General features: G+C 72.9%; 16 protein-coding genes and 1 pseudogene. 12 read left to right on the forward strand and 5 right to left on the reverse strand.

The genetic code is table 11. From position 1 onward, the window contains the following. Positions 1 to 119: 119 nt before the first annotated feature. The 3 genes from OTB20_RS27915 (at position 120) to OTB20_RS27925 (ending at position 4803) form a co-directional block, all read left to right on the forward strand. Positions 120 to 2831, forward strand: coding sequence for an alpha/beta fold hydrolase (locus OTB20_RS27915; RefSeq protein ID WP_267821599.1), 2712 nt, complete (start codon positions 120 to 122; stop codon positions 2829 to 2831). Positions 2832 to 2836: 5 nt separating this feature from the next. Further along, the gene (locus OTB20_RS27920) at positions 2837 to 3736 is read left to right on the forward strand and encodes an ABC transporter permease (protein WP_420716501.1); all 900 of its coding nucleotides are present in this window, start codon (positions 2837 to 2839) and stop codon (positions 3734 to 3736) included. Positions 3737 to 3933: 197 nt separating this feature from the next. Next, entirely contained in the window at positions 3934 to 4803 is an 870-nt protein-coding gene (locus OTB20_RS27925) for a carbonic anhydrase (protein WP_267821600.1), read from the forward strand. A 13-nt stretch (positions 4804 to 4816) separates the two neighbouring features. Here OTB20_RS27925 and OTB20_RS27930 read toward each other — a convergent pair whose 3' ends face one another. The 3 genes from OTB20_RS27930 to OTB20_RS27940 form a co-directional block, all read right to left on the reverse strand. Further along, on the reverse strand, positions 4817 to 5764 hold the full coding sequence (locus OTB20_RS27930) for an aldo/keto reductase (protein ID WP_267821601.1): 948 nt from the start codon (positions 5762 to 5764) through the stop codon (positions 4817 to 4819). A 123-nt stretch (positions 5765 to 5887) separates the two neighbouring features. After that, positions 5888 to 6496, reverse strand: coding sequence for an organomercurial lyase (gene merB, locus OTB20_RS27935; protein ID WP_267821603.1), 609 nt, complete (start codon positions 6494 to 6496; stop codon positions 5888 to 5890). Positions 6497 to 6620: 124 nt separating this feature from the next. Beyond that, the gene (locus OTB20_RS27940; protein ID WP_267821605.1) at positions 6621 to 8471 is read right to left on the reverse strand and encodes a glycoside hydrolase family 35 protein; all 1851 of its coding nucleotides are present in this window, start codon (positions 8469 to 8471) and stop codon (positions 6621 to 6623) included. A gap of 184 nt (positions 8472 to 8655) precedes the next feature. On the opposite strand from OTB20_RS27940, the gene OTB20_RS27945 reads away from it, so the two are divergent. Both OTB20_RS27945 and OTB20_RS27950 read left to right on the forward strand, forming a co-directional pair. Continuing rightward, positions 8656 to 9810, forward strand: coding sequence for a substrate-binding domain-containing protein (locus OTB20_RS27945; RefSeq protein WP_267821607.1), 1155 nt, complete (start codon positions 8656 to 8658; stop codon positions 9808 to 9810). A gap of 418 nt (positions 9811 to 10228) precedes the next feature. Beyond that, positions 10229 to 11221, forward strand: coding sequence for a hydroxyacid dehydrogenase (locus tag OTB20_RS27950; protein ID WP_267821630.1), 993 nt, complete (start codon positions 10229 to 10231; stop codon positions 11219 to 11221). Here OTB20_RS27950 and OTB20_RS27955 read toward each other — a convergent pair. Both OTB20_RS27955 and OTB20_RS27960 read right to left on the reverse strand, forming a co-directional pair. Next, on the reverse strand, positions 11209 to 12009 hold the full coding sequence (locus tag OTB20_RS27955; protein ID WP_267821609.1) for a sugar phosphate isomerase/epimerase family protein: 801 nt from the start codon (positions 12007 to 12009) through the stop codon (positions 11209 to 11211). The two genes, OTB20_RS27950 and OTB20_RS27955, sit on opposite strands and share 13 nt — an antisense overlap. After that, positions 12006 to 13103, reverse strand: coding sequence for a LacI family DNA-binding transcriptional regulator (locus tag OTB20_RS27960; RefSeq protein WP_267821611.1), 1098 nt, complete (start codon positions 13101 to 13103; stop codon positions 12006 to 12008). The genes OTB20_RS27955 and OTB20_RS27960 overlap by 4 nt, the downstream gene beginning before the upstream one ends. Before the next feature lie 238 nt (positions 13104 to 13341). Between OTB20_RS27960 and OTB20_RS27965 the strand changes: the two genes are divergently transcribed. The 7 genes and pseudogenes from OTB20_RS27965 to OTB20_RS42900 form a co-directional block, all read left to right on the forward strand. Continuing rightward, positions 13342 to 14466 carry a Gfo/Idh/MocA family protein gene (locus tag OTB20_RS27965; RefSeq protein ID WP_420716502.1) on the forward strand — a complete coding sequence of 375 codons (1125 nt, stop codon included), beginning with the start codon at positions 13342 to 13344 and terminating at the stop codon, positions 14464 to 14466. After that, positions 14463 to 15620, forward strand: a complete 1158-nt coding sequence (locus OTB20_RS27970; protein ID WP_267821614.1) for a dihydrodipicolinate synthase family protein — start codon at positions 14463 to 14465, stop codon at positions 15618 to 15620. Before OTB20_RS27965 ends, OTB20_RS27970 begins: the two co-directional genes overlap by 4 nt. Continuing rightward, on the forward strand, positions 15617 to 16462 hold the full coding sequence (locus OTB20_RS27975) for a sugar phosphate isomerase/epimerase family protein (protein ID WP_267821616.1): 846 nt from the start codon (positions 15617 to 15619) through the stop codon (positions 16460 to 16462). The genes OTB20_RS27970 and OTB20_RS27975 overlap by 4 nt, the downstream gene beginning before the upstream one ends. 65 nt (positions 16463 to 16527) lie before the next feature. Then, complete coding sequence (locus OTB20_RS27980; RefSeq protein WP_267821618.1) at positions 16528 to 18921, forward strand: polysaccharide lyase 8 family protein; 2394 nt, start codon at positions 16528 to 16530, stop codon at positions 18919 to 18921. Between the two features lie 116 nt (positions 18922 to 19037). Further along, a complete protein-coding gene (locus tag OTB20_RS27985) occupies positions 19038 to 20669 on the forward strand; it encodes a N,N-dimethylformamidase beta subunit family domain-containing protein (protein ID WP_267821620.1) in 1632 nt (543 codons plus the stop codon). Between the two features lie 135 nt (positions 20670 to 20804). After that, entirely contained in the window at positions 20805 to 21194 is a 390-nt protein-coding gene (locus OTB20_RS27990) for a VOC family protein (RefSeq protein ID WP_267821622.1), read from the forward strand. A 4-nt stretch (positions 21195 to 21198) separates the two neighbouring features. Then, positions 21199 to 21294, forward strand: a pseudogene (locus OTB20_RS42900) (FKBP-type peptidyl-prolyl cis-trans isomerase); the annotation flags it as partial. Positions 21295 to 21521 lie beyond the last annotated feature (227 nt).

The raw sequence follows: 21521 nt of genomic DNA on the forward strand, positions 1-21521 counted from the left end.
CACCCCGCCGCGTGTACCGCAGGCGCGGTACGCGCGCCGGTCCGTGTAGTCCTTGAGAACGTCGGCAGTTCAGCCTGCGGGAGCGCGGACGGCGCGTGCTTGGCGCTTAGGGTTCCCGTATGAAGCTCCGACTGCCCCGGCGCCGCCGAAGCCGCCTGCTCGCGGGCGCTGCCGCGCTCGCCGTCGTCGCGGGGGCGGGCACCCTCACGGCCACCGCCGCGGCCGGCGACGCTCCGTCCGTGCGCCGCGAGGACCAGGTCCTCGACATGCCCGGCGCCGGAATCGACATCTCGTACTTCACCGCCGGGGATGGCGGGGGGAAACGTCCTGCCGTTCTCCTCGCACATAGTTTCGGCGGCAGCAAGGAGGACGTGCGTCCGCAGGCCGAGCGCCTCGCCCGCGACGGGTACGCCGTACTGACCTGGTCGGCGCGCGGCTTCGGCCGGTCCGGCGGGAAGATCGGGCTGAACGACCCCGACTACGAGGTCAAGGACGTCGCCCGGCTGATCGACTGGATCGCCGCCCGGCCCGGGGTGCGGCTCGACGCGGCGGGAGATCCGCGCGTGGGCCTCGCGGGCGGCTCCTACGGCGGGGCCATCTCGCTGCTCGCCGCCGGTCACGACCCGCGCGTGGACGCCATCGCCCCCTCGATCACCTACTGGAACCTCGCGGACGCCCTGTTCCCGAACGGCGTCTTCAAGAAGCTGTGGGCGGGCCTCTTCTTCACCACCGGTTCCGCGGGCGGACTGCAGCCGGGCGCCCCGGGCCCCGGCAGCGCCCCGCGGGCCGCCCCGGCCGCGCCCGGCTGCGGACGCTTCCAGCCGGAGCTGTGCGCCATGTACGAACGGGTCGCGGTGGCCGGCAAACCGGACCCCGAGGCCCGCGCCCTGCTGGAGCGGCGCAGCCCGTCGGCGGTCGGCGGCGCGATCAAGGTGCCGACCCTGATCACGCAGGGCCAGGACGACTCCCTCTTCCCCCTGGACCAGGCCGATGCCATGGCCGAGGCGATCGCCGCCAACGGCGCGCCCGTCTCCGTGGACTGGGCGGCCGGCGGGCACGACGGGGGCATGCTCGAGGCGGACCGCGTCGAGGACCGGGTGAAGTCCTGGTTCGACCGGTACCTCAAGGAGGACACGGCCGTGGACACCGGGCCCGCCTTCCGCGTCTCGCGCTCCGGCGGCATCGACTCCACCGACGGCCAGGTCACCCTGCGCGGAGCCAGTGGCTCCACTTATCCCGGGCTGCTGTCGGGGCCGCGCGAGTTCGCCCTGACCGGCCGCGAGCAGACCTTCGGCAACCCGGCGGGCGGAGCCCCGCCCGCACTGTCCGCGCTGCCGGGCATCGGCGGGCAGCTCGCCGCCCTCGGAGGCGGGCTCTCACTGGACTTCCCCGGGCAGAACGCCCGGTTCGATTCGGAGCCGCTGACCGGGGAAACACGGATCACCGGGACCCCGACCATCACCCTAAAGGTGAGGTCTACAGCTGCGGACGGTTCGGCCGTCCTGTTCGGCAAGGTGTACGACGTCAGCCCCGACGGGCGCCAGCAGGTACTGCCGAGTCAGCTGGTGGCCCCGGTACGCATGGAGGACGCGCAGCAGGACAAGACCGTCGAGCTGCGGCTGCCCGCGATCGACCACGCGGTCGAGGCCGGGCACCGGCTGCGGCTCGTCGTCGCCGCCACCGACCTCGGCTACGCGTCCCCGGCCGCACCCTCGGCCTACACCGTCTCGGCGCAGGGCCCACTGGCCGTGCCCGTCGCGGACGGGGTCCGCACGGCGTCTTCCGGGCTGCCCGCCTGGACCTGGTGGATGCCGCTCGGGGCGGCGCTGCTGGCCGCGGCGCTGGTGGGGATCCGCAGGACCGGCCGGGGGCCGGGCGGGGGCCGGGCGGGCACGCAGCCCGAACCCGCCCTGGCCGACGTACCGCTGGAGATCACCGGGCTGACCAAACGCTATGCCAAGGCCCAGGACCGCTACGCAGTACGGGACCTGTCCTTCCGGGTGGAGAAGGGCCAGGTGCTCGGCCTGCTCGGACCCAACGGCGCGGGCAAGACCACGACCCTGCGGATGCTGATGGGCCTGATCACTCCGGACGCCGGGGAGATCCGGGTGTTCGGGCACCAGGTACGGGCCGGCGCGCCCGTGCTCTCCCGGGTCGGGGCGTTCGTGGAGGGCGCCGGTTTCCTGCCGCACCTGACGGGTCGCGCCAACCTGGAGCTGTACTGGCAGGCCACGGGCCGCCCCACCGGGGACTCCCACATGGAGGAGGCCCTGGAGATCGCCGGCCTCGGCGACGCGCTGGAGCGCGCGGTACGCACGTACTCCCAGGGCATGCGCCAGCGCCTCGCGATCGCGCAGGCCATGCTCGGCATGCCGGACCTGCTGATCCTCGACGAGCCGACCAACGGTCTGGACCCGCCGCAGATCCGCGAGATGCGCGACGTGATGATCCGGTACGCGGCCGCCGGGCGCACGGTCATCGTCTCCAGCCACCTGCTGTCCGAGGTCGAACAGTCCTGCACGCACCTGGTGGTCATGGACCGCGGCCGGCTCGTCCAGGCCGGCGAGGTCGCCGAGATCACCGGCGGCGGGGACATCCTGCTGGTGACACTGGGCGGACCGGTGGACGAAGCGGCGGTCGGGAAACTCGCCGCGTTGGAGGGAGTGGAGTCCGTGCAGAGCGCCGCTGACGGTCTGCTCGTACGCCTCGACGGCGCGAGCGCCGCCGAGCTGATCGCCGAACTCGTACGGCTGGAGGTGCCGGTCTCGGGAGTGGGGCCGCACCGTCGGCTGGAGGACGCGTTCCTCACCCTGATCGGAGGTGCGGCGTGAACGCCGTGACGGACCTGGATGCGAACGACGGCGTGACGCCGGCCGGCATCGGCCGCGAGGTCGCGCCCGGCTACCGGGCCGGCCGGACGCTGCCGCTGCGCGTGGAGGCGCTGCGGCAGTGGCGGCGGCGGCGGACGCTGGTGATGGGCGGGATCCTGGCCGCCCTGCCCTTCATCCTGATGATCGCCTTCGCGGTGGGCGGCGGCCCGGGCAGTCGCGGCGGCGGCGACGGCCGGATCACCCTCATCGACACGGCTACGGCCTCGGGCGCGAACTTCGCGGCCACCTGCCTGTTCGTGTCGGCCGGGTTCCTGCTGGTGGTGCCGGTGGCGCTGTTCTGCGGGGACACGGTGGCCTCGGAGGCGAGCTGGTCCTCGCTGCGCTATCTGCTGGCCTCGCCCGTGCCCAGGGCCCGGCTGCTGTGGAGCAAGCTGGTGGTGGCGCTCGGGTTCAGCCTGGCCGCGATGGTGCTGCTGCCGTTGGTGGCGCTCGCCGCGGGTACGGCGGCGTACGGCTGGGGGCCGCTCGAACTCCCCGCGGGCGGCTCGCTGCCGGCCGGGGACACGGTGGGCCGGCTCGCGATCGCCGTGGCGTTCGTCTTCGTGTCGCAGCTGGTCACGGCCGGGCTGGCGTTCTGGCTGTCGACGCGCACGGACGCACCGCTGGGCGCGGTGGGCGGGGCGGTCGGGCTGACGATCGTCGGCAACGTGCTGGACGCGGTGACGGCGCTGGGTTCCTGGCGGGAGTTCCTGCCGGCGCACTGGCAGTTCGCGTGGGCCGACGCCTTGCAGCCGCAGCTGGAGTGGGGCGGGATGATCAAGGGGACGGTGGTATCGGTGTCGTACGCGCTGGTGCTGTTCGCGCTCGCGTTCCGCGGGTTCGCGCGCAAGGACATCGTGTCCTGAGTCTCCGGTCCTGAAGCCCGGGGCCGTACGGGCCCCCGCCCGCGGGGCCGTGCTCCGACGCCCGGTCCCGTTCGGCCGTAGGGGGCCAACCCGGGGGCCCACGCGTGTGCCTGCCGCCCCCTCGGCCCGCGCACCCCAAGAATCGGCCTCGGTCAGGACGTACGGACGCGTCCGAACGGAACCGAGGGGTACGAACGATGGACAGAGCAGGACTTCCGCCTCGCAGGTTCGTGCTGACCGGGGGCCTCGCGGCCACCGCGGCCCTGCTCTCGGGCTGCTCGGCGAAGAGCGCCCCGAAGGCGACGACGGCGGCGCCGGAGCCTCGGCCGAGCACTCCCGCCGGCGCGTACAGCCGGCTGATGGAGGGCAACAAGCGCTGGGTGAGCGGCAGCCTCAACCACCCCGACCGGGATCCCAACCGCCGCCAGCTGGTGGCGGAGGCGCAGGATCCCTTCGGCGTGATCCTGGCCTGCATCGACTCCCGGGTGCCGCCGGAGCTGCTCTTCGACACCGGACTCGGCGACCTCTACGTGCTGCGCACCGGCGGGCAGGCGGTCGGCCCGGTGGTGACGGGGTCGGTGGAGTTCGGCCCGATGACGGGGGCCACCCCACTGATCATGGTCCTCGGGCACCAGCGCTGCGGGGCCATCGACGCTTCGTACAAGGCCTTGCGGGAGGGCACCTCGCTGCCCGGCAACCTGGAGGCGATCGCCAAGGCCCTGGTGCCGGCCTATGACCTGACCGTCAAGGACCCGGGCGACGACCCGGTCGACACGATGATCCGCAATCAGATCAAGGTGACGGCGGACGAGCTGCGGGCCAACACGGACCTCGCGCCCCTGGTACGGAAGGGCGCGCTGGCCGTGGTCGGCGCGTACTACTCGCTGGACACCGGCCAGGTGGAGGTACTGACGGGGGCGCCGGCCGGGACCGCTTCCGCCAGTACGTCGGCCAGCCCGTCGGCCAGTAACTCCCCCAGCGCCTCGCCGACCCCGTCGGAGTCGGCATCCGCATCCGCATCCGCATCCGCATCCGCATCCGCATCGGAGTCGGCCGACGCGTCCTGAGGGTGCGCGCCCGTCAGCCGACTGCTCCCGCGACGGCGTCGACCTCCGCCAGGAGTTCGGCGTCGAGCGGCCGGTCGGCGACGGCCGCGTTGGCCCGTACCTGCTCGGCGGAGGTTGCGCCCGCGATGACGGAGGCGCAGCCTGGCTGGGCGGAGAGCCAGCCGATGGCGAGTTCCAGGACGCTGCGGCCGTGCTTGTCGGCGAGCGCGGCCAGGGCCTCCACGATGTCGAGCCGCTCGTCGGTGAGGTAGGCCTCGCGGCCTTCGAGGCGGGAGCCGGCCGGGACGGGGGCGCCCCGGCGGATCTTGCCGGTCAACAGCCCGTTGGCCAGCGGGAAGTACGGCAGCACACCGACTCCGTAGTGGCGGGCGGCCGGGACGAGCTCACGCTCGGCCGACCGCTGGAGCAGCGACCATTCGTTCTGGGCCGACACGAAGGGTGCCGCGCCGGTCTCGCGTGCCACGTGGGCGGCTTCGGCGAGCTGCCAGCCGCTGAGGTTGGAGTGACCGATGTAGCGGATCTTGCCTTCGGTGACGAGCTCGGTGAGCGCGGCGAGGGTCTCTGCGACGGGAACGGCCGGGTCTGGGCTGTGGAGTTGGTAGAGGTCGATGTGGTCGGTCTGCAGACGGGTCAGGGACGCCTCGACCGCACGCCGGATGTAGGCGCGGCCTCCGCGGGAGCCTGCGGCCGGTCCGTAGCCCATGTCCACGCCGTTGTAGCCGAACTTCGTGGCGAGGACGACCTGGTGCCGGCGGCCCTTGAGGGCCTCGCCGAGGTGGGTTTCGGAGCCTCCGCCGCCCCCGTAGATGTCAGCGGTGTCGAGCAGGGTGATGCCCGCGTCGAGGGCGGCGTCGACGACTTCGCGGGTGGCCCGGGCATCGAGCCGGCCGCCGAAGTTGTTGCAGCCGAGCCCGATCGCCGAGACCTGAAGACCTGAACTGCCCAGGGGGAGATGGCGCATGGGTTTCGTTCCTCCGCACTCGTCCGGCACTTGATCGACCGGACGGCAGTGTAGATCGCCCAGCGCCCCGGGCGGGGGACGGGGCGTGCCCACGCCCATTCGGAACACCCCCGGGCTCGGGCCTCAGAAGAGGTCGGCGAGCCGCTTGCCGATGGTCCAGCCCTCGTCCACCGAGCAGACCGCTAGGTCGGGATCGGCCGCGACGGCCGCCTCGGCCAGTTCGGTGGTGGCGTAGAAGTTCACGCGATTGCAAAACACTTCGCGGATGTCGGCGCCGGTGGCCGGGGCCAGCGTGAGGCAGGCGGACGCGGGGGTGAGGTCGCGGACTCCGTCCGGGGTGACGGTCAGCGAGATCGGCGTGCCGGTCGTGGCGCAGCGGCCGGTGACCCGGCTGGACTCCTCCTTGAAGACGACCGGGAACATCAGGATGTCCATGACGCACCAGCCGGTGACGCGCTGCCCCTTGAGCTCCATGGCGTACGGCCGTTCCGCGTCGAGCGAGACCCCCGCGCCGACGATGTCGCCGCCCGCGTCCGTCTCCAGACCGAAGTCCATGGCACGGAAACGGTCGAGGACGTGCTCGGCCGGCCAGCCGAGCACGTCGCCCGCCTTGGCCGGGGAGAGCGGTCCGACGTTCAGCAGTCCGCCGACGATGCCCGCCCCGGCGGCCATGAGCTTCACTCCCTTCGGGGAGGTCCACTTGGCGACCAGCTGATCCGACAGGTCCTGCACGCGGGGTTCACGTGTTTTCTCCTTGTTGGCGGGGTTTTGTCCCGCTCCCAAGCTATCGGATCACGGGGCGACCGGGCGGCTGTGAACTGCCTCGCAGTTCGCCGGATCCGCCCACGTCAACGCCTCAGTAGTCGATGTCGACGATCTTCGGGCGGCCGAGGTCGGGCTGGTCGCGCAGGGGCAGTTCCGTGCCCGGCCGCTCCAGTTCCAGTACGACGATCTCGTTGGCGCCGGCCCGCCACAGCGGGGCGGGTGCGTACAGGGTGCGCTGGGGACCGCGGGGCGTGTCGTAGTGGCCCAGGAGGAAGCCGTTCAGCCAGATCAGGCCGGTGCCCCAGCCGGAGAGGTCGACGAAGCCATCGGCCGGGGAGCCGGTGAGGGTGTGGGTGAAGCGGTGGAAGGCGGGCTCGCCGGGCTGGGGGGCATCGGGCTCTGCGGCGCCGGATTCCGGGGTGTCGGATTCCGGGGTGTCGGATTCCAGGGTGCCGGCAGACCACTTCAGTGAGGTCAGGTCGGCGAGCGGCAGCGGCCGTATCTCCCATTCGAAGAGGTGCTGGTGGCCGTGGCGCACGGCGCGCGAAATGCCCTTGCGGTCGTCGAGCAGCGGCCCGTAGTTGACCCGCCCCTGGGCCCGGACGAGCAGGTCGAGGACGACTCCGGCCTCGCCGACGGGCAGGTCCAGGCCCTCGTCCGGAGCGTTGCGGTCCAGGGTGCCGAGCGGCACGCCGTCGGCGAAGACGTACGCACGGTCACCCAGCCCGTCGATCTTGACGGGCATGGCGGGGCGCGGGCCGGTGACGGTGGTGCGGTAGTGGATCAGGCCGTGGTCCTGGCCGAGATTCTCCATGGACTCGGGCGCGGGGCGCAGGAGCGGCGGGCCGGCGAGGAGGTCGAGGTGCGCGAAGAGCGGTGCGACGCCCTCGGCGGCGGCGAGGGCCGGGGCCATCCGGGGTTGCGGCTCGGGCAGCGGACCGTCGGGCAGCGGCACGTACTTGCCGATGACCTCGCGGAACGCGTGGAACTTCGGTGTCAGTTCGCCGGCCTCGCCGATGGGGGCGTCGTAGTCGTAGCTGGTGACGGTGGGCTGGTAGCCGGGGTCGCCGGGACGGGAGCCGGTGTGGTTGGCGCCGGCCCAGAAGCCGAAGTTGGTGCCGCCGTGGGCCATGTAGAGATTGACGGAGGCCCCGGTGGCGAGGAGTTCGTCGAGCGAGCGCGCCGCGTCCTCCACGGGGCGTACGTGGTGCTCCTCGCCCCAGTGGTCGAACCAGCCGATCCAGAACTCCATGGCGGTGAGCGGACCGGTCCGCTGGTAGCGGCGCAGGGAGGCGAGGCGTTCAGCGGGCTTGGCGCCGAAGGTGGCGGTGGCAAGCCGGCCCGGGACCATGCCGCCCTGCAGCATGGCGTCCGTGGGGCCGTCGGCGGTGAACAGCAGGCAGTCGACGCCGCGTTCGAGGAGCGCCTGCTCGATGTGGGCGCGGTAGCGGGTGTCATTGCCGTACGAGCCGTACTCGTTCTCGATCTGGACGGCGACGACGGGACCGCCGCGGCTGGCGAGGTACGGCAGCACCTCGGGAAGGACGAGGTCGAACCAGCCGTCCACCTCTGCCTCGAAGCGCGGGTCGGAGCAGCGCAGCCGCAGGCCGTCGACGGCGAGGAGGCGGGCCGGCAGGCCGCCGAAGTCCCATTCGGCGCAGATGTACGGGCCGGGGCGGACGATGACGTCGAGGCCGAGGTCCTGGGCGATGCGCAGGAAGCGGCCCAGGTCGCGCCAGCCGGTGAAGTCGGCCTTGCCCGGAGCGGTCTCGTGGAAGTTCCAGGGGACGTAGGTGTCCACGGTGTTGGCGCCCATGGAGCGCAGCCGGGTCAGGCGGTCCTCCCACAGGTCGGGGTGGACCCGGAAGTAGTGCAGCGCCCCCGAGACGATGCGGTGGGGGCGGTCTGCTCGCCGGAAGCCGTCCTGGTCGTGCGTGAGCATGCGCTGACTCCCGGGAGAGGTCGAGATGCTGCCGTGAGGTGCGGGACGTGGCCGAATATATGAACGCACGGTCCACGCCGTCAATGACCGGTTGATCGGATTCGATCGAATCGATCGTTTCGGTTTTCTGTGGTGGAATCGAGCCGCACGCGCGCGACGGACCACGCAGACAGCAGGGGGATCCTTGAGACCACATGTCGACCAGCGCCAGGCCCGGGTGCTCGCCCTCGTCCGGGCGCGGGGCAGTGCGCGCGTCGCGGACCTCGCCCGGGAACTCGGCATCTCCCCCGTGACCCTGCGGCGGGACATCGAGGCGATGGCGGCGCGGGGCGAGATTCAGCGGATGCACGGGGTGATCAGCCGGCTGGAGACCGTCCCGGCGGGCACGGAGGCCGGGACCGGAGCCGGGACCGCGGGCAGGGACAGGGGCAGGGGCACGGGCGCCGACGCCGGCGGGCTGGTGGTCGGAATGGTCGTGCCGACGACCGAGTACTACTACGCCGACGTCGTACGGGGGGCCCGCGAGGTGGTCGAGGCGAGGGGTGCACGGCTCACCGTGGGGCTGACCCGGTACCTGGCGGGCGAGGACCGCACACAGGCGGAGCGGCTGCTGTCCACGGGGGCCGACGGACTGCTGCTGACCCCGAATTGGGAAGCCGGAGCGCCCGGACCCGGCGAAGGGGCGTGGACGGCGGAACTGCCGGTGCCGGCCGTCCTGGTGGAACGGTGGGCTCCGCCGGGACATCCGGCCGCCTCCCTGGACCGGGTGGCCTCCGACCACGCGGACGGCGCGGCGCGTGCCGTACGGCACCTGGCGGGGCTGGGGCACCGGCGGATCGCGCTGGCCAGCCGGGAGACCCCGACGTCGGGACGGCTGCGGACCGGCTTCGCGGCGGCCGTGGCCGCGCTCGGGCTGGAGCCGGCGCCGCCGTGGCCTGCGGCCGGGGCGGGTGCCTCTGCCGGGGCGGATGCCGCTGCCGGGGCTGCTTCGCTCACGGAGGCGGAGGCGTTCGCGCGGGCCCTGGAGTACCTGTGCGCGGCGGTGACCGAGTCGGGCGTGACCGCCGCCCTCATCCACAGCGACACGGACGCCATCATGCTGATCCCGCGGCTCCAGGCGCGGGGGGTGCGGGTGCCGGAGGACCTGGCGGTGATCACCTACGACGACGAGGTGGCCGGCCTGGCCGACGTACCCCTGACGGCGGTGGCGCCGGCCAAGCGCGAGGTGGGGGCGCGGGCGGCCGGCATGCTGCTGGACCGGCTGGAGGACCGCGGGACGGGGCGGGAGGGGCCGCGGCAGCATCTGGATCTGCTTCCCCGACTGACGGTCCGCCCGTAGCGACGCCCGGGGGTATGGCGGGCCTCGGGCGCGGACCGGTCCCCGATCCGGCTCCCGCCACCGAGCCACCACTTCCGACCGGAGTGAACGTTTCGATCGAATAGCGGATTCGCCTTGACGATGTGATCACCCGGCAAGAAGGATGAGGCTCGAAGGGCTCCGGGGCCGCCTCTTTGGGGGAGCGGCGGCCTCGGGGCCCCATCCCGCCCCGGCGGAACGGCTCGGCTCCGCCCACGTGTCGTTCCCGGCGCCGCGGCCGGGGTTTGTGACCATCGTCGTGTTCACCCTCGCGTTCGCCCTCGGGGACGCCTGGCCGGGCTTCGGACCTCACCTCAGGAGCCGTCAAGTGACCCACCCCGCCTCCGGTTCCGGCCCCTGCCCCTCCGCGCCGCCGCGCCGCCCCGTGACGGTGCTCGCCATGGGCCCCGATGCCCGAGCCGCCGTCCTCGGTGAGCGGATCCTTACGGACCTGGTCCGGGTCGCCGATGTGGACCCCGCGCTGCTCGTCACCGACTTCCGCTCCATCTGCTCCGAGGACGCCGTGCGGCGGCGGCTGGCCGCGGCCGAGGTCCTGTTCACCGGGTGGGGCTGCCCTCCGCTGGACGCGGACGCGCTGGAGCTGATGCCGGAGCTCCGGGCGGTCGTGCACGCCGCCGGCAGTGTCAAACACCATGTCACCGAGGCCTGCTGGGAGCGCGGGCTGCTGGTATCCAGCGCCGCCGCCGCGAACGCCCTGCCGGTCGCGGAGTACACGCTCGCCGCCATCCTGTTCGCCAACAAGCGCGTACTGGACTCCGCGCACGCCTACCGGGCGGCCCGCGGCCATGTCGACCCGCTGCGCCGCTATCCCGCCGTCGGCAACTACCGCCGTACGGTCGGCCTGGTCGGCGCCTCCCTCATCGGGCGCCGCGTACTGGAGCTGCTGCGCCCCTTCGACCTGCGGGTGCTCGTGCACGATCCGTATGCCGATCCGGCCGAGCTGGCCGCTCTCGGCGCCCAGGCCGTAGCCCTGGACGAACTGCTCACCCGCAGCGACGTGGTGAGCCTGCACGCTCCCGAGCTGCCGCGGACCCGCCGGATGCTGGACGCGCCCCGGCTGGCCCTGATGCCGGACGGGGCCACTCTCGTGAACACCGCGCGCGGCTCGCTCGTCGACACCGCGGCGCTGACCGAGGAGCTGGTCTCGGGGCGGCTGCACGCCGTGCTCGACCACACCGAGCCGGAGGTGCTGTCCGCCGACTCCCCGCTGTACGACCTGCCCAACGTGCTGCTCACCCCGCACGTGGCCGGCGCCCTGGGCGGGGAGCTGGACCGGCTGGCGGCGTCGGCCGTCGAGGAACTGGGGCGCTACGCCCAGGGGTTCGCCTTCCGCCACCCCGTCGACCGGGACCGGCTCGGTTACTCGGCCTGACGGTCGGCCGCGCGGACCAGCCCCTCCAAGTACTCCCGGCCCGGCCCCAGCCGTCCCGCCAGTTCGCCGGCGCCCGGATACCAGCGCTTCTCGTACTCCCAGCAGAGCCAGCCGTGCGGCGGTACGAGGGCCACCGCCTCGGCGAGCGGCAGCGCTCCCCCGCCGAGCCCGAGCGGGGTCAGCTCGTGCGCGGACGCCACGTCCTTGACCTGTGCGTAGCCCAAGTGCCCGGCGAGGGCGCGGCTCGACTCCTCCGGCGACTCGCCCCCGAGCCAGGTGTGCAGTACGTCCCACAGCGCGCCCGCGCCCCGGTGCGCGACCTGGTCGAGCACCCGGGCCGTGGCGGTCGCGGTGCGGTGCGAGTCGTGGGTCTCCAGCAGGATCCGCACCCCCTGCCGCTCGGCGAAGGGCGCGGCGGCCCGGAGCCTGCGGACCGCGTGGGCGTCGGCGGCGGCCGGGGGCAGTTCACCGCCGCCGGGGAAGACCCGTACGTAGGGGGCTTCGAGGTCGGCGGCGAGCCGGACCAGGCTCTGGATCTCGGCGAGGACGGGCTCGTCGGGACCGGGGGCGGCCACCCGGGCGTAGCCGGCGACCGTGAGGACGGCGACTCCGGCGGAGGTCAGGGTGCGCAGGCCGGCCGTGCGGTCGCCGGCGGGGCTGGCAGGATGCAGGGGCTCCTCCGGGTGGGCCCGCAGTTCGAGGCCCTCGTAGCCGTGGGTGGCGGCGAGGGCCGCGCTGCGCTCCAGCGGGGTGCCGGGCAGGCCGAGAGTGGAGAAGGCGTACTTCACGGATGCCCCCCTTCGGTGGCGGCGGACGGCGCGGTCGCGGGTGGCGGCGCGGTGGAGCCGCGCACCATCAGCTCGGTGGGCAGTGTGGTGATACCGCCCGGGGGCAGTGCTCTGCGGCCCGTGACGAGCTGGGCGCAGAGCACCCCCGCCTCGCGCAGCGGCACCCGGACGGTGGTGAGGGCGGGGGCGGTGTCCACGCAGACGGGCAGGTCGTCGAAGCCGGCGACGGAGACGTCCTCGGGTATCCGCAAGCCGGCTTCGCGCAGGGCCGCGGCCACTCCGGTGGCGACGGTGTCGTTGGCTGCGGCCACGGCGGTGAAGGGCGCCCCGCGGCGGAGCAGTTCACGGGTGGCATCGTATCCGGCGGAGCGCTCGAACCCCGCGTGCACGGTGAGGCCGGCGCAGTGCCCGGGGAGTGCGGGGTCGTGGTCGCGCAGCGCGTCCTGGTGTCCGGCGAGCCGCTCGCGGGTGGTGCTCAGTCCGGGCGGGCCGGCGACGTAGGCGATGTGGCGGTGGCCGAGTGTCAGCAGGTGCTCGGTGAGCCGGAAGGCGCCGCCCCGGTCGTCGAACATGACGGTGGCGACAGGGAGTCCGGCGGGCATGGGCAGCGGGGGACGCCCGCACAGCACCACCGGGGCGCCGGTGGCCGCGATGCGTGCGAGGCGGGCGGCCAGCGCCCGGGTGTGCTCCGGGTCCTCCACGGCGCCGCCGGTCAGCACGACTCCGCCGGCCCGCTGGCCCTCCAGGAGGGCGAGGTAGTCGAGCTCGGCGGCCGGGGCCCCCTCGGTGTTGCAGACGACGGCGAGCCGGCGCGCGTCGCCGTGGCCACCGGGGGCCAGCGCGCTCTGCAAGGAGCCGGCGAGGATCCCGAAGAAGCTGTCCGCGACGTCGTGCACGAGGACGCCGATCAGGTCCGAGGTCGCGGCGGCGAGGGCCCGCGCCGGGCCGTTGGCGATGTAGCCGAGGTCCTCGACCGCCCGCTCCACGCGGGTCCGGGTGGCGCCGGCCACCGGGTAGCCGCCGTTGAGCACGCGCGAGACCGTGGCGGGCGATACGCCCGCCTGCGCCGCCACTTCGGCGAGTGTGACCGCCATGAGCTCCTCCTTCCGATCCGTCCCGAGTCATCGTCTCATCCGGTGTGGATCTCCATACTCGCCGAAAAAGAAAGCGCTTTCCATCACCCGTAAGAGTCTTGCACCGAAGTGTTGCGCGGCCCTAGCCTGAACGGAGGGAAAGCGCTTTCTATGCTGCTTCCTCGAAAGCTCCGTACAAGGATCACCGCACAAGACAAAGGAGGGGGACACCGTGCAGCGCAGGACGATCAAGATCGCCATGAACGGCGTCACCGGGCGGATGGGATATCGCCAGCACCTGGTCCGCTCCCTGCTCGCACTGCGCGAGCAGGGCGGGCTCGACCTCGGCGACGGCACGGTGCTGTGGCCGGAGCCGGTGCTCGTCGGGCGCCGGGAGGCGGCCCTGCGGGCCATCGCGGAGCGGCACGGGCTGGAGCACGTGAGTACGGATCTGGCGGCGGTGCTGGCTGATCCCGAGGTCGAGATCTACTTCGACGCCCAGGTCACCAGCGCCCGCGAGGCGGCCGTGCGGCAGGCCGTGGCGGCCGGCAAGCACGTGTACTGCGAGAAGCCCACCGCCCTCACCTTCGAGTCCTCGCTGGAGATCGCGCGGCTGGCCGACGCGGCCGGCGTCAAGCACGGGGTGGTGCAGGACAAGCTGTTCCTGCCGGGCCTGCTGAAGCTCAAGCGGCTCATCGACGGCGGCTTCTTCGGCGAGATCCTCTCCGTGCGCGGGGAGTTCGGGTACTGGGTGTTCGAGGGCGAATGGCAGCCCGCCCAGCGCCCGTCGTGGAACTACCGGACCGAGGACGGCGGCGGCATCGTCGCCGACATGTTCCCGCACTGGGAGTACCTGCTGCACGAGCTGTTCGGCCGGGTCCGCACCGTCCAGGCCCTGACACGCACCCACATCGGCCGCCGCTGGGACGAGGAGGGCAAACCGTACGAGGCCACTGCGGACGACGCGGCGTACGGGATCTTCGAGTTGGAGGGGGGCGCCGTCGCGCAGATCAACTCCTCCTGGGCGGTCCGGGTCAACCGCGACGAGCTGGTGGAGTTCCAGGTGGACGGGACCCACGGCTCGGCGGTCGCCGGGCTGCGCGGCTGCCGGATCCAGCACCGCGCGGCGACGCCGAAGCCGGTGTGGAATCCGGACCTGCCCCTGACCGAGCGGTTCCGCGACCAGTGGCAGGAGGTCCCGGACAACAGCCCCGCCGACAACGGCTTCAAGGCCCAGTGGGAACTGTTCCTGCGCCATGTCGTACGGGACGAGCCCTGGCAGTGGGACCTCCTGGCCGGGGCCCGCGGGGTGCAGCTCGCCGACCTCGGGCTGCGCTCCTCGGCCGAGGGCCGGCGGCTCGTGGTGCCGGAGGTGGCGCTGTGAGCATCCGGCTCCCCTCGGTGGACGGCGGGCTGCGCCTCCACTCGCCGGGCACCGCGCCGCTGGCGCTGCTCACCTGCGGCCCGGCCCACAGCCGCACCTTCTTCTCGGCCGCGCACGTGGTCGCCGACCCCCTCTTCGCCTCGGCCGAGTCCGGACCGGTGATCGACTGGGAGAGCACTCTGGCCTTCCGGCACACGCTGTGGAGGCAGGGCCTGGGGGTCGCGGAGGCCATGGACACCGCGCAGCGCGGGATGGGACTGGACTGGCCGGGCGCGGCGGAACTGATCCGCCGTTCGACCGCGGAGGCCCGGTCGGTGGGGGGCCGGATCGTCTGCGGGGCGGGCACCGACCAGCTGGCCCCGGACACCGCGCATTCCCTGGCCGCCGTCACCGCCGCGTACGAGGAGCAGCTGGCGCACGTCGAGGCGTGCGGGGCACCGGCCGTGCTGATGGCCTCGCGGGCCCTGGCCGCGGCGGCGCGCGGCCCCGAGGACTATCTGTCGGTGTACGGAGGGCTGCTGCGGCAGAGCTCCCGGCCGGTTGTCCTGCACTGGCTGGGGCCGATGTTCGACCCGGCGCTGGAGGGGTACTGGGGGCACGAGGACCTCGACGAGGCCACGGACGTCTTCCTCAAAATCATCTCGGAGTATCCGGAGAAGGTCGACGGCATCAAGGTCTCGCTGCTCAACGCGGGGCGCGAGGTGGACATCCGGCGGCGGCTCCCGGCGGGAGTGCGCTGCTACACGGGCGACGACTACCACTACCCGGAACTCATCGCGGGGGACGGCGAGCTGGCCAGCGACGCCCTTCTGGGGATCTTCGACCCGATCGCCCCGATCGCGGCGCGGGCCGCGCTCGCCCTCGACCAGGACGATCCGGCCGGTTTCCGGGAGCTGCTGGATCCGACGGTGGCCCTGTCCCGGCACCTGTTCGCCCCGCCCACCCGCTACTACAAGACGGGCGTCGTACTCCTGGCCTGGCTGGCTGGACACCAGGAGCACTTCGCGATGGTGGGCGGGATGCACTCGGCCCGCTCGCTCCCCCATCTGGCCACCGCGTACGAACTGGCCGACCGTCTCGGTCTGTTCCCGGACCCTGAGCTCGCCGAGGCCCGGATGCGACAGTTGCTCGCGCTGCACGGGACCGCGTCGTGAGCCCGGCGACGGCGACGGCGCCGGCCCGGTTCAGCCTCAACCAGGAGACGATCCGCCAGTGGTCCGTCCCCGAGCTGGTGGCCGGGTGCACCGCGGCCGGGGTCGGCGCGGTGGGCCTGTGGCGCGATCCGGTGCGGGGGTTCGGGGTGCGGGAGACCGCGAAGCTGGTCGCCGGGGCCGGACTGCGGGTCAGTTCGCTGTGCCGGGGCGGCTTCTTCACCGCCGCCGATCCGGCCGGGCGCGCGGCCGCCCTCGAGGACAACCGCCGCGCCGTCGAGGAAGCCGCGGAGCTGGGCGCCGACACCCTGGTTCTGGTCTCGGGCGGCCTGCCGGACGGAGACCGGGACCTGGCGGGGGCCCGGCGGCGGATCGTCGACATCCTGGGCGACCTGGCCCCGTACGCCGCCGGGCACGGGGTACGCCTGGGGATCGAGCCGCTGCACCCCATGTACGCGGCGGACCGCTGTGTGGTCTCCACCCTCGGTCAGGCCTTGGACATCGCCGAAGAGTTCCCCGCGCCACAGGTGGGGGTGGTCGTCGACTCCTACCACCTGTGGTGGGACGAGCGGCTGCCCGCCGAACTGCGGCGGGCCGGCGAGGCCGGACGGATCGTGTCCGTCCAGGTCGCCGACTGGGTGACACCGCTCCCCGAGGGCGTGCTGCTGGGGCGGGGACAGCTGGGCGACGGCTCGATCGACCTGCGGGCCTTCCGGGAGCTGACCGACGCCGCCGGGTACGGGGGGCCGGTGGAGGTGGAGATCTTCCATCCCGGGCTGTGGGCCCGGGACGGCGAAGAGGTGCTGCGGGAGGTGATCGACCGCTACCGCGACCACGTCGCATGAGGTGAAGGGGGATGCGTGAGAAGGGACCACGGGGGACCGGAGCGTTTCAGTCAAAGGAGACTGCGATGACAGATGTGTGGAACCGACGTGCCTTCCTCACGGCACTGGGCGGCAGCGTGGTGCTGCTCGGCGCCCCCGCCTTCCCGGCGACCGCCGGGACGATGACCCCGGTGCACGCCGCCATGCGCGCGGTGTGGCAGGGCCTCGTCCTGGGGACCGTGTCCTCCCCCACCGCGGAGCCGTTCCGCACCCGGCTGGCCGCGCTGGGCGCGCAGGCCGGCCAGTGGCGCTCCTCGATGGCCCCGACGACCGGTTCGCTCTGGCCCGACCAGGTCTTCACCACCGACCCGGAGCAGCTGGCCCAGAGCTACTACCGGCTGCGGAGCATGGCGGAGGCCTACGTCAGGCCGGGCACGGGGCTCACCGGCGACGCCGGACTCAGTGCGGCCGTGCTGACCGGGCTGGACCATCTCCACGACGAGGTCTACCACGCCGGCCAGGCGCGGTACGGAAACTGGTGGTGCTGGCAGATCGGCGCCCCACAGGCGCTGCTCGACACCATGGTGCTGATGTACGGCCGGCTGTCGGCCGCCCAGCTCGACGGCTACTGCGCCGCCGTGGACCACTTCGTACCCGATTCGTCCGTCGGCGCGTACACGGGGACCAGTACCGGGGCGAACCGGGTGGACCTGTGCCGAGTGCTCGCGTTGCGGGGAGTGGCCGGCGGTGACGACGCGAAGATCGCTCTCGCCCGGGACGCGCTCACGCCGGTGTTCCCGTACGTCACCTCCGGCGACGGGCTCTACCGGGACGGCTCCTTCATCCAGCACACCTACGTCGCGTACACCGGCTCGTACGGTTCGGTGATGCTCGGCGGACTGGGCATGCTGTTCGGCCTGTTGAAGGGTACGGCGTGGGAGGTCACCGCCCCCGGCGCGCAGATCGTCTTCGACGCGGTCGAGCACGCGTGGGCGCCGTTCCTCTTCAACGGGCTGGTCATGGACGCCGTATCGGGGCGGGCCCCCAGCCGGGGCGTCCAGCTGGCCGATCCGCTCCGGGCGCAGCTGGACGACCACACCCGCGGGCACTCCGTACTCGCCGCGATCCTGCTCCTCGCCGAGGGTGCGAGCACCGCCGAACGGACCCACTGGCGATCCCTGGTGAAGGGCTGGACGGCGCGGGCCTACTACAGCCCTCCGATGGCGGACGTCACCCAGACACTGTCGGCCCTGGCCCGCCTCTCCGAGGTCTTGGCGGACAGCAGCGTGCCGGCCGCGCCCGAGCCGGTGGCGCACCGGCTGTTCCCCTCGATGGACCGGGCCGCGCACCGCAGGCCCACGTGGGCGGCCTCCCTGTCGATGGCCTCGAAGCGGATCACGCACTACGAGACGGGCAACGGCGAGAACCTGCGCGGCTGGCACACGGGCAGCGGCATGCTCTGCTGGTGGGGTTCCACCTATGGGAACGGCCAGTACTCGGACGCGTTCTGGCCGACGGTCAATCCGTACCGGCTGCCCGGGACCACCGTCTCCCGCAAGGCGCTGGCCGACGGGGCAGGGGGCGACTGGGGTGCCTCCCGGCCGGACGCCACCTGGGTGGGCGGCACGACCGACGGGGAGTTCGCCTCGGTGGGCCAGCACCTGAAGGGACTGGGCAGCACCCTCACGGCCCGCAAGTCGTGGTTCTTCCTCGACGACACCGTGGTCTGCCTGGGCGCCGGGATCAGCGCCACCGACGGCGCCGCGGTCGACTCCGTCATCGACAACCGGAATCTGGGCGCGGCCGGCGCCCATGCCCTGACCGTGGGCGGCACGGTCCAGCCGGCCACGCTGGGCTGGACCGCTTCCTTTCCCGCGCCCGGCTGGGCGCACCTGGCCGGCTTCGGCGGCTATGTGATGTCGGGTTCGGGCACCTTCAGAGCGTTGCGGGAGGCGCGCACCGGCCGGTGGAGCGATATCAACCGGATCGCCTCCACCACGGCCCTGACCCGGCGCTACCTGACCCTCTGGTACGACCACGGGACGGACCCGACCGCCGGCGGCTACGTCTACCAGCTGATGCCGGGCGCCTCGGCCGCCCAGACCTCGGCGCGGTCCGCGGCCACCGGATGGCTCACGGTGCTCGCCAACAACGTGACCGCCCAAGGGGTGGCGGTGGGCTCGCTCGGTTTCACCGGGGTGAACTTCTGGCAGCCCGCGACGATCGGAGCCCTGCAGGCGAGCGCGCCGTGCTCGGTCACGGTGCGGGAGCGCGGCAACGGCACGGCCGTGGTCTGCGTCTCGGACCCGACGCGCACGCTGACGGGGCTGACCCTCGTGTGGAACCGGCCCGTCGCGCAGGTACTGTCCCGGCCGGCGAGCGTGGTCTCGGCGACCACGGGGACCCGGCTCCAGCTCGGCTTCGGCAGCCTCACGGCGCTGGAGGGGGCGAGCCAGGTGGTGGAGGTGAAGCTGGGGTGATCCCCGACCGCCGTATGGTGCGGCGCCGTGATCTCCGGACGGCACGGGGGCGGTCGGGCGGACACCCCGCGGGGGCGGTAAAAGCAGAGGCCACAGGGTGACATAACGTGCCCTGTATGGATCAGGAGCACATATCCGGGGACGGCGAACGCGCGGGCCGGCGGCGGTTCCTCGCCCTGGCGACGGGGGCAGCGGCCACCGCCGCCGGGCTGGGGGCCCTGGCCGGCTGCGCCGACGAGGACACCGGTGAGGCGGACGGGGCCGGGCGCGGCGGGAGCCCGGAGCCGTCCGGTCCACCGGCGAAGCCGGAGAAGGAAAGGCCGCGCGGTTTCGACGTCAAGGCCGAGAACGCCCACCCGGGGAACGCCGACTGGCAGGTGACCAAGGCCGGTCCGGCCCGGGCCATCGAGGGCTTCGCAGACCGGGTCAGTGTGCTGCCCGGCGAATCCTTCGGCCTGCACGTCTCCACCACCGCGCCCCGGTTCACCGTCTCCGCCTACCGCATGGGCTGGTACGGCGGCGCCCGGGCCCGCCTGGTCTGGCGCTCCGAGTCCTTGCCCGGGGTGCGCCGGCCCGACCACACGGTGGACTCCGCGACCCGTACGGTCCGCACCCGGTGGGCCCGTAGCACCACCGTCGAGACCAAGGGCTGGCCCGAGGGCTGCTACCTCCTGCGCCTCGATGCGCAGGGCGGCGAGGGCCAGAGGTTCGTACCCGTCACCGTGCGGTCCGCCACCACGGCCGGACGTACCGTCGTGGTCAACGCGGTGGCGACCTGGCAGGCGTACAACCGCTGGGGCGGCTACGGCAGTTACGACGGCCCCGGCGGCGGATACGCCTCGCGTTCGCTCGCCGTGACCTTCGACCGGCCCTACGAGTACGACGACGGCGCGGGCCTCTTCCTCGTGTACGAGGCCCCACTGCTCGCGCTCGCCGAACGCCTCGGCACCCCCCTGGCGTACACGACGACCACTGACGTGGCCCGGGAGAAACGACTCCTGGAGGGTGCTTCGGCGGTCCTCTCCCTCGGACACGACGAGTACTGGTCGCCCGAGCAACGAGCCCACTTCACGGCGGCCCGCGACGCGGGCACCAACATCGCGATCCTCGGCGCGAACTGCTGTTACCGCCGGATCCGCCTGGAGGCCTCCGACCTCGGACCGGACCGTACGCTGGTCTGCTACAAGTCCTCCTTCGAGCAGGATCCCGGCTTCAAACGCGGCCACCCGGCCACCGTCGACTTCCGGTCCCCGCCCGCCGCCGACCCGGAGAGCACGCTGCTCGGCGTGATCTACGACGGCTACCCGGTGGACGCCCCGTACGTGGTGACGTACCCCGGCCACTGGCTCTTCGAGGGCACCGGAGCGAAGGCGGGCGACAGCTTCCCTCACCTGGTCGGCGTGGAGTACGACAAGGTCAACACGGGTTTCACGACCCCGCGCCCGATCGAGATCCTGGCCCACTCCCCCGTGGTCTGCGAGGGCCGCCCCAGCCACCAGGACACGGCGTACTACACGACACCGAGCGGGGCAGCCGTCTTCGCGACCGGGACGATGCGCTGGGTGGAGGCCCTCGACGCGACGGGCGACGGCCGCAGCCGGGCCAACCACGGTCTCGACGCACGTTCGGGCGCCCTGACCACACGGGTGACGGAGAACCTGCTCCGCGTCTTCGCGGCGGGCCCTGCGGGACGGACGCGTCCGGCGCAGGACAACGTGAAGGCGGTGTACGGAGGTTCGGGTGCGTGAGCTCCACCGCTCGACCCAAACGCACTGGACTCCACCCGTAAGGGGTGTTTAGGATCATGTCGCGGCATCGCGTGTCGGTCACCGGCTGGGTGAGGCATGGAGGTGCCGGGACGTGCCTTTCGGAGGCATCCACTCATGACGGTTCAGCTCAACCACACGATCATCCACGCCCGTGACCGCCGGGAGTCCGCCGAGTTCCTGGCCTACTTCCTCGGCCTGGAGGTCGGAGCCCCCTGGGGCCCCTTCATCCCCGTCGAGCTCGCCAACGGCGTCACCCTGGACTTCGCGGCCATCCCGGCCGAGTCCATCACCGCACAGCACTACGCGTTCCTCGTCTCCGAGGCCGAGTTCGACGAGGCCTTCGAGAAGATCAAGCGGGCGAGGATCACCTACTTCGCCGACCCGCACGGGCAGCGCCCCGGCGAGATCAACCACAACGACGGCGGCCGCGGCGTGTACTTCGAGGACCCGTCGGGCCACGGCATGGAACTGATCACCGTCCCGTACGGCGGGTTCAAGAAGTAGGACAAAGGGCTGGGACGAGGGCGTAGTCGGCATGAAGGTCGGCGCCCGGCGCGAGCCGACCACCCCGAACCGCCTTGCGTACGGTGACAAGTCCCCCTCCCGATGGCCACTGCCGTGGACTGCCGGCACCACACCCATGGAGAGACCCCCGACGCAGAAGGCGCCGGGGGTCTCTTCGCGTGCGAGAGTGCGCGCCTGGGCTAGGTTCTGTTTCCTGGATCTCCTGACGTGATCATGCTTGTGAGGCCAGGCTGGTTGGCGTGGTTGGTCGAGGGGATCTGACGAATGCGGAGTGGGGGCGGCTGGAGCCGCTCCTGCCGCGCTGTG

Source organism: Streptomyces sp. H27-H1 (assembly GCF_026627445.1).
GTDB lineage: Bacteria > Actinomycetota > Actinomycetes > Streptomycetales > Streptomycetaceae > Streptomyces.

What these genes read in the sequence shown, in the direction of transcription:
- OTB20_RS27915 (WP_267821599.1), top strand. Translation starts at nt 120, where the DNA reads ATGAAGCTCCGACTGCCCCGGCGCCGCCGAAGCCGCCTGCTCGCGGGC.
- OTB20_RS27925 (WP_267821600.1), top strand. Translation starts at nt 3,934, where the DNA reads ATGGACAGAGCAGGACTTCCGCCTCGCAGGTTCGTGCTGACCGGGGGC.
- OTB20_RS27930 (WP_267821601.1), bottom strand. Translation starts at nt 5,764, where the DNA reads ATGCGCCATCTCCCCCTGGGCAGTTCAGGTCTTCAGGTCTCGGCGATC.
- OTB20_RS27940 (WP_267821605.1), bottom strand. Translation starts at nt 8,471, where the DNA reads ATGCTCACGCACGACCAGGACGGCTTCCGGCGAGCAGACCGCCCCCAC.
- OTB20_RS27950 (WP_267821630.1), top strand. Translation starts at nt 10,229, where the DNA reads ATGGGCCCCGATGCCCGAGCCGCCGTCCTCGGTGAGCGGATCCTTACG.
- OTB20_RS27960 (WP_267821611.1), bottom strand. Translation starts at nt 13,103, where the DNA reads ATGGCGGTCACACTCGCCGAAGTGGCGGCGCAGGCGGGCGTATCGCCC.
- OTB20_RS27965 (WP_420716502.1), top strand. Translation starts at nt 13,342, where the DNA reads ATGAACGGCGTCACCGGGCGGATGGGATATCGCCAGCACCTGGTCCGC.
- OTB20_RS27980 (WP_267821618.1), top strand. Translation starts at nt 16,528, where the DNA reads ATGACAGATGTGTGGAACCGACGTGCCTTCCTCACGGCACTGGGCGGC.
- OTB20_RS27985 (WP_267821620.1), top strand. Translation starts at nt 19,038, where the DNA reads ATGGATCAGGAGCACATATCCGGGGACGGCGAACGCGCGGGCCGGCGG.
- OTB20_RS27990 (WP_267821622.1), top strand. Translation starts at nt 20,805, where the DNA reads ATGACGGTTCAGCTCAACCACACGATCATCCACGCCCGTGACCGCCGG.